Origin of the sequence: Burkholderia sp. GbtcB21 (genome assembly GCF_019091065.1) — a bacterium.
GTDB lineage: Bacteria > Pseudomonadota > Gammaproteobacteria > Burkholderiales > Burkholderiaceae > Burkholderia > Burkholderia pyrrocinia_C.
The window spans coordinates 24102-31661 of the sequence record NZ_JAGXKA010000031.1 but is presented as its reverse complement, the minus strand read 5'-3'; the positions used below and the strand labels follow the sequence as shown (position 1 = coordinate 31661).

The 7560-nt window shown below is 57.2% G+C and carries 7 protein-coding genes; 2 read left to right on the top strand and 5 right to left on the bottom strand.

Features of this window, described 5'->3' with window-relative positions:
• The first annotated feature begins 4 nt into the window (after positions 1–4).
• Both KVT39_RS38715 and KVT39_RS35115 read left to right on the top strand, forming a co-directional pair.
• A complete protein-coding gene (locus KVT39_RS38715) occupies positions 5–148 on the top strand; it encodes a DUF6119 family protein (protein ID WP_368858957.1) in 144 nt (47 codons plus the stop codon).
• Positions 149–347: 199 nt separating this feature from the next.
• On the top strand, positions 348–893 hold the full coding sequence (locus tag KVT39_RS35115; protein ID WP_217591248.1) for a hypothetical protein: 546 nt from the start codon (positions 348–350) through the stop codon (positions 891–893).
• A gap of 237 nt (positions 894–1130) precedes the next feature.
• Here KVT39_RS35115 and KVT39_RS35110 read toward each other — a convergent pair whose 3' ends face one another.
• The 5 genes from KVT39_RS35110 to KVT39_RS35090 all read right to left on the bottom strand — a co-directional run bounded on the left by KVT39_RS35110 (position 1131) and on the right by KVT39_RS35090 (position 7544).
• On the bottom strand, positions 1131–1751 hold the full coding sequence (locus KVT39_RS35110) for a hypothetical protein (protein WP_217591247.1): 621 nt from the start codon (positions 1749–1751) through the stop codon (positions 1131–1133).
• 20 nt (positions 1752–1771) lie between these two features.
• Positions 1772–2233 carry a hypothetical protein gene (locus KVT39_RS35105; RefSeq protein WP_217591246.1) on the bottom strand — a complete coding sequence of 154 codons (462 nt, stop codon included), beginning with the start codon at positions 2231–2233 and terminating at the stop codon, positions 1772–1774.
• A 123-nt stretch (positions 2234–2356) separates the two neighbouring features.
• Entirely contained in the window at positions 2357–2734 is a 378-nt protein-coding gene (locus KVT39_RS35100; protein ID WP_217591245.1) for a hypothetical protein, read from the bottom strand.
• The gene (locus KVT39_RS35095; protein WP_368858956.1) at positions 2731–7089 is read right to left on the bottom strand and encodes an RHS repeat-associated core domain-containing protein; all 4359 of its coding nucleotides are present in this window, start codon (positions 7087–7089) and stop codon (positions 2731–2733) included. Before KVT39_RS35095 ends, KVT39_RS35100 begins: the two co-directional genes overlap by 4 nt.
• Positions 7086–7544 (bottom strand): DcrB-related protein, encoded by a 459-nt coding sequence (locus tag KVT39_RS35090; protein WP_131948233.1) that lies wholly within the window; start codon positions 7542–7544, stop codon positions 7086–7088. The genes KVT39_RS35095 and KVT39_RS35090 overlap by 4 nt, the downstream gene beginning before the upstream one ends.
• Positions 7545–7560: the final 16 nt, after the last annotated feature.

Here is a 7560-nt window from a genome sequence, read left to right as displayed (position 1 = left end):
GATCTTGGGCGAGGGCAGTGCGACGCTAAAGCAGAACTTGCCGTTTTTCAGCAAGGTCAACCTGTCCAAGGCGTTCGAAAACCTCACCCAACGTGGATTCCGGGTTTCGATCGCTGGCGCTCCCACGACACCTCGATTGATCCCTTGATCAGGAAGCCTGCGCAGGTGGCAAACGGAAGTAAAAAAACACCGCGTTGCTGGTGCTTCACGCCCCTGATCCATCTGTCGACCAGTAAAATTCGGTGACGGTGCGCGGCGACTGCTGCCGATGGCCGACCGACTGCTCGGTGCAAAGAGCGACTGTTCGGCAGAATGTTCCCTCAAACGAGACCCGACGCCGGAACCAAATGGCTAATCTAAGCTGGACCGACTTCGTTGGTGTTGTGACCGGGGTTGTCGGCATGGCGACCGGCATCTCTGGTGCGGTAATGGGCTACCTCGGATACCGGCGCAGCAACCAGATTAAGGCTCTGGACCTGCGGCTAGCGCTTCAGAAGGATCTAGGCGAAGCGCGCGAGTCGATCACCACGCTTCGACAGTTGATGGCGGACGCGGAAGGTTCTCGGAAGGCAACCTTGGCCGCAAGGGGACTTGGCAGATCTGGCGCTTTGATGGTTTGGGAAAAGGCGCTTGAGCTTGACCGTGCGGAAGTGACCAAAATCTCTGCGGCAATCCCACGCGAAAGCTCTGATTTTTCAGCCATGTCAGAGAAGCAACTGGAATCCGAGATTATTGCGGCGCATAAGATCAAGACCTGCTTATCCACGCTGGTCGAGAAGTATCGCGGTGAGCTTGCGACAGACGCCGATTCGCGCCGCCAAATCGGGCAGCAGGCAACCGCAATGGCTGCTGCCCGTATGAGCCAATCGCCGCAGCGAAACTCCCCCGGATAGGCATCGCACACTTGACGGCCAGAAGGGAAAATACGGCGAGTTTGAAGGTCCGAGTGACGACGCGGGCGAATGTCGCTTCCAGGCCAACCCAGCCGGTTGCCGTCCAGGCGGTCCGCTGCGGGCTCAAACCCACTTCGACAATCCATCGCTGATCCACACGGGTAACCGGCGCAAATTGCTAACGAACTGTCGACGCATTCGTAGAGCACACTAACCGCCCCTCATCAAGCTCCCCTATCATCCATACCTGAAATATGCTTTTAGAATACTCTCATCAAACGACTTATTCGCGGAGACCTTCTTCCCCAGCAAATAATCAACATCGAGCCCATCCAACCCAACACCATTCCTCTTCGCCGCAAAAACAATAGTCAGAAATGGATAAGAATAGTAATTTGGATTATCCATTACATCCCGAATCAACCCAGACTTGATCTCCACCACGTTGATCATCCTCGGCAAATAAATACTCTCCACCTTTTTGCATATCCATCGACATGCCGACTCAATCTCCGCCTCATCCCGCGGCAAATCAACCGCCCCACCAACATTCGGAGAAAATGATTTTACAGTCTCCATGGATGTATTCATCGCGAGAACCAGACCCGTCGGTATCTTCGGTTTGTACGGAGGATTACTTTTTTTATAAAAACCCTGAAGATCACGAGAATCAGCAGCAGCAGAAAGAATATAGCCGTTTGCATTTTTCAGGAATCTGAATCCGATACGCCCATTACCCCCACCTTCCCGGTCGACAAGAATCTCACCCCCCGATACCTTTATGCCAATTCCACTTATATTTTCTTTGAGAGTTTCCCGCAATCTCCCCTCAAACATCTTCTTTAATTCATAACTCATTTTGCACATTCATCTCCCATTCAAAAATCCCTCGACATGGTGTACATGCGATTGAGATAACGGGCGCGACTCATTTCGTTGCGGTCCACGCAAGGAGACACCCCGTCGGGCACCCATTCAGAAAGAAAAGACAGTGCGGCCAATAGATCCAATGCTCGTTGGGCATCTGCATCATCACTCAAACTTATTTCATCTACATCCCATTCGAGAATATTCAAATCTGAGAAATCAGCCCCTGCTTCATCCCCTTCCCAAACGCCATCAAGTCCTTTGACGATTCGAGCATGGATGTCTGATGCCGATAAATCGGAGTAACGAGACAGAAAATCGAATATTGACCTTTCTCCAACGAGTGCGAAGCAGCACCACGCGGCAAATTTCAGTTGACTTGCTAAATCGAGCGTAGCGAGTTCCCGGGCCAAGTTTTCTTTATGCTCAGTGACTGTAGTCATTTGACATCCCTTGTCCTCGCTTGCCACCATCGAGCGAGATCCTACAACCGAACAACTGCGCCCTATTGCACGACAGTCTCATCTTGCCTCTCAAAAAAAGCGGCACTGAGTGATATCACAATATAAACCCTCACCAACGCTCGCCATTGAAAATCAATCCGAATCAGGATATATCTCTCGCAAATCTTCGCCTCGATTAACTTGCGACCACACCGCTCGCCTCCACCTAACTCCGCCATTTTTAAAGATGGATTTTATTTTACCCTCGAATTTTTCATTGAAATTCACATCCGACCCAATGAAAACATCAACAACATGATTTTCGTCAGATAAAAAATCTCCAAGTCGATCAATTCTATCAACGACCTCGATGGAAAAATCATCGCCATCCCAATCTGCGATATAACGCCCCTTTTTATCCTTCACCGAAAGACGCGCACCAAATGCATTTTCAATTTTTTTAACCAAAACAAGAAAATCAACATCTTCCAGAAGAACTACGCTCAAGCAACGACCACGCTTGGAAATCATTTAAAACACCCTCCAATTTTCACCTGCCTATCCCCTTGCCTTGCGAGATCATCCAATTCATGGGTCTTGAAAATTCTAAATCCAAAAGGATCCTCCCTCAACCCAGGAAACGCCTTCCTCAAATCGCTATCAATGGATTTTTCTATCTCAGAAAATCCAGGTATCCTCGAAGCATCTCGGCGTCTATTTGTGAAGACGGAATTATTCGCCAAGTAATCAGACTGAATAAATCCATCGACGTCGAAATCATTTATATTTATTGGCCTAGAAATAGATGGGTCATGAGCCTTACTAATCCCGCTCGCAGCACTCCCTCTGTAGCCAACTGTCGCATTCGGATCAATGGCCTGTATTGCAGGCAAATGATTTTCAAAGATTGAATTTATTTGTTGCTGAATTGCGTCCAGTGGGCTTAACCCCAGCGGATCAATCCAACTTATCGGATTCGGCGCGTATTGATACAGGTTCATCCCACCGGCCAGTCCGATGGGGTCCTGGGCAATGAACCTCCCGATATCGGGATCGTAGTACCGAAACGTGTTGTAGTGCAGCCCCGTCTCGCGATCCAGATACTGCCCCTGGAAACGCAGGTTCTGTGGTCTTGGTACGTGGACAGACGTCGGCGTCGCTTCCTGCACCACGCCCCATGCCGGTATGGATTGCTGCGGCACCCGCGCGATCCACTCCTCCTGCACCGCGTTGCCCCACACTTTGTAGCGGGCCTGCCAGATCAACTCGCCGTCGGCGTCGGTTAGCTCCTCCGGCAGCCCCGAAACGTCGTTGTGGAAATAGTAGACCGCATCCCTTGCATCGGCATCGTTAGCCGCCGGCTTGCCCTGATCGATCCGCGCAAGTGGTACGTAGCTGTCGGACTCGTACAAGTACGTCAGTGCTTCCTCACCTTGGCGATCGTGATACGTCTCCTGCACGAGTCGCATGCCGTCCCACAGGAAATCCGTACTGGCGTAACTACCATTGAGCTTCCGAATCCGCCGGCCAAACGCGTCGTATTCGAAATGCGTCGTCGCGATGTCAAGCCGATCCTTCGTCACGACGGTCTTCAACTGGTTCCAATCGTCGTATTCAAGGACCAGTTCCTTGGCAGGCCCGTGACCGCTCAGCTTGCGAACCAGCCGTCCATACGAGTCGTACTCGAAGCGCTTGTCTTCGAACATCTTGAGCCGGTTGTGCTCGACGAACCCACCCGGGTGATCGCTCGACACCAGGTTGGCCGCCGCGTCCCAGCGAAACACTTCCGACGGCAGCCCCGGCCCCGTCGCCTGCTCGATGCGACCGGTCGGATCATATTGATAGCTCGTCGTGCCATGACGCTGATCTCGCTTCTGGATCACGTCGCCCGCTGCATCGTATTGCCACTGCTTCGCAAGCAGATCGTCCGCCGTCCGGCCTCGCTGCGCAGCGTGCCGCGCACGACGGCCAACCGCGTCGTATCCGAAATGACTGGTCAGCTTGCCCTGCGTTCGCAGAACTTCCCGATGCAGATCATCGCGTTCCATGTCCGCAACTGCAGCGCCGTCAACGCGGATCTGGTGCACGTGTCCCGAGCCGTAATGCAGCCAATCGATCGTGCGCTCGCCCGAGATTGTGGTGCTGACGCGGTTGCCAAGCTCGTCGTACGTATGCGCGAGCCAGCCGGTCGGCGTGTATTCCTCGAGAACCGCTCCACGCGCGTCGTATTTCAGATTGACCCGATTCTTCAGCGACGGGCCACGAACGGCCAGCGTGTACAACTCGGCAGATGCGATTCGGCTCGCCTTGTCGTACAGGTACTCACAACGCTCATGCGTAGCTTGCTTCGCCGTCAGTCGCCCGATCGCGTCGCGCTCGTATCGCGTCTCGATCTGTCCATCCCGTACGATCGTGCCTTGGCCGCACACGTCGTATTCATATGTGTGCTTGTGGCCGTCGAGGCCGATCTGTGCAGAAACCAGATCGCGCCGGTCATACTGGAAGCGATACGACTCACGATTTTCGTTGGTCAAACTCGCGAGCCTGAATGCATCGTCGTAACCGAACCGCACCACACGATCAGCCGCGTCCGTGCGGGACAGCAGCAATCCACGCGGATTGAGTTCGTAACGCGTGCTGCGCTGGTTCGCATCAACGACCTCGACGAGACGCCCGGCCGCGTCGTAACGGAACGTCTGCCGGGCACCGTCCGCCATCCCGATCCCCGTAACACGCCCCATTGCATCTGCTTCATACACGGTGGACTGCCCGGCCGCATCGGTCACACGCGCGAGCGCACCACGTGCGTCATACGCAAACCGCGTGATCTTCCCGGAACAATCGGTGTACGAGGTCAACTGCGCACGGTCATTCCATTCCAGGAACTTGTAACCACCCCGCGCATCGCGAATCGTGTGCACCAACCCACGCTCATCCCGGTGATACTCGGTCGCAAAGCCCGCCGGATCGCGCGTCATCGTCAAGTTGCCGCGATCGTCGTAGCGGTAGATCCAGCGCGAATTGGCCGGATCGGTTTCCGCGACCGGCAGGTCGTAGTACGCGTTCCATTCGGTACGCTCAACCTGACCCAGTGCATCTATGCGCTGAGTCTGACGCCCCCGCTCGTCATATTCGAAGCGGGTCGTATGCCCGGCCGGATCGGTCGTACTGACCAGCTGCCGCATCGCATTCCACTCGAACTGCCAAACATGGCCTTCGGCATCCGTATGGCTCGTCGGCTGCTGATCCTCGTTCCACGTCCACTGCGTAACGCGACCGATCTGGTCGGTGATCGTCACCGAACGCTGCGCGAGGTCCGCGTTGAACGTGTACGCCTCACCGTCGTCGGTCCAGTGGCGCACGACACGCGAGTCGCGGCCGACACCTTGCCACGCATAAAAGCACTGCAAACCGCCGCGCAACGTGTGCTGAACCATCAGCCCACGCTCGTACGCGAAGCGTCGCCCGGTATGGCCACTACGATCGGTAACGGCCACCAACTCGCCAGCACCGTTGTACGCATAACGCACCAGCGTATCGGGTTGCTCACCATCCACACCACGAGTCAGCTCGATCGTAGCGATGCGTCGCGGCTGCGATTTATCGTAGACCAGCGTCAGCACACGTCCGGCGCTGTCATGCAGCCGGGCCGGCCGCACAACCTCATCGGCCGCTTCTTGCTCCACCTCGATCCAGTTACCGTTGCGATCCTCGAGACGCCACAGCTTGAGCACCTCGCTGTCCGCATCGCCACGTGTCCGGCCGAAATCACGATACAAACCGTCGACCGTCTCAACCACGTAGTGGCCGCCGGCAGTACAGATCAGGTAAATGCCTTCGGGAACACTGAAATGGCTCTCACCCGGCGGCACCGCCGGGAACACGATATCGCGCCCCTGCTCATCCCAATACGTGATCGACGTGACCTTGCCATGCTCACGCACAAGCCGCAGCTCAACGCTGATCGGCACGCTCCACCCCGCCCCGAACAGGCTGTCAGCACGATCATCGTGACTGCTGTAAAAACGTCGCCACACGATCGGCAGCGGCCCGGGCAAAACGAAGTCGGTATCGTCCGTGCCATCGAGAATCTTGCCGCCGGTAATGACGTTGACCGGGTGGCCCGCAGACGGCCTCGCCAAACTGCCGAGCCACGTACCGAAGGCACCCGCCGCAAAATTGATCGCGAGGCAAGGCAGCTTGCCTTTCAGAAACTGCCCCCAGCTCATCTTCCCGCGGCCGCAAACCGCCAGCGCAATCCCAAGCGCCGCCCCCAGCCATCCGAGCCGGGAAGCCGACTTCACGTCTCTTACCCGCTGCGTACCGCCGCCGATGAAAACGTTATCGGACCCTTCGGCAATCGTCCCGTCGCAAGTCGTCTTGTCGCCGACGCGCGCGGCCGGATGATCGTTGATATAAACGCTCCCCGACCCATCGGCGATCATCTGCGGCCCAGGATGATCCGTGCACGCGACGGTATCGAGATCGCCCGGCTTCGCCGCCCGCGCCGCCGGCTTGTTGTTGACGTAAACGTTCCCCGACCCGCTCGCGATCTTGCCTTTGATCTCGGGCGGCACGATCGAATTGGCCAGTGCCTTCGCGCCGTCGTCGATGGCCTCGTTCATCCCGCTCGCTTCCATCAGCGCGCCCGAGCCGACCGCCACCCCCACGCCGATCGCAATCACGAGCGGCGTCGCCAACCCTGCCGTGCCGATCTCGAGCGCAGCGAGGCCGGCGAACACCAGCCCCTCCATCGCCTCCGCCACCAATGCACCGACGATGGCACCGCCGACCACCGACCCGACCGTGCCGACAAGCTCACCCAGAAACGACGTGTGCTGGATCGGATCTTCGAAGCGCGCGGCCGCGAAGTTTTCCGCGCTCACGACGCGTCACCCGGTCCGAGCAGGGTCGGTCGAGCCGCGCGCGGCTGGAAGCTGGCGAGCATACGGTCGGCGATCGCCTGCTGCTCTTCGGTCAGCGGTGCCGCGCTGGTCAGCGTCATCACCAGCACGCGGCCGGCGTCGTCCGACGGGAACATGGTCTGCACCTGATGCCAGAGCCGGCCATCCCGCTCGTGCGTGGAATCGATCTGGATGCCCGAACGGCCCGCCACCGTCACCGGCCGGCGCGCCTTCTCGGTGAGCATCCTGGCATCGCGCGACGCCACTTCCCATTCGCGCGCGACGAACGCATCGATATCTTCCCCGTCGCGCAGCCGCCCACGGGCGATCACGAGGTTGAGGCCGCCGGGGCCGGCGTTCATCACGAGGATGTTGACGGTGCGGTCGAGCGCCGCGTCCGGCAGTTCGAAGGTGCCTTCGTGGATTGCGTAGTGCATGGCTGGTTTTGTTCGT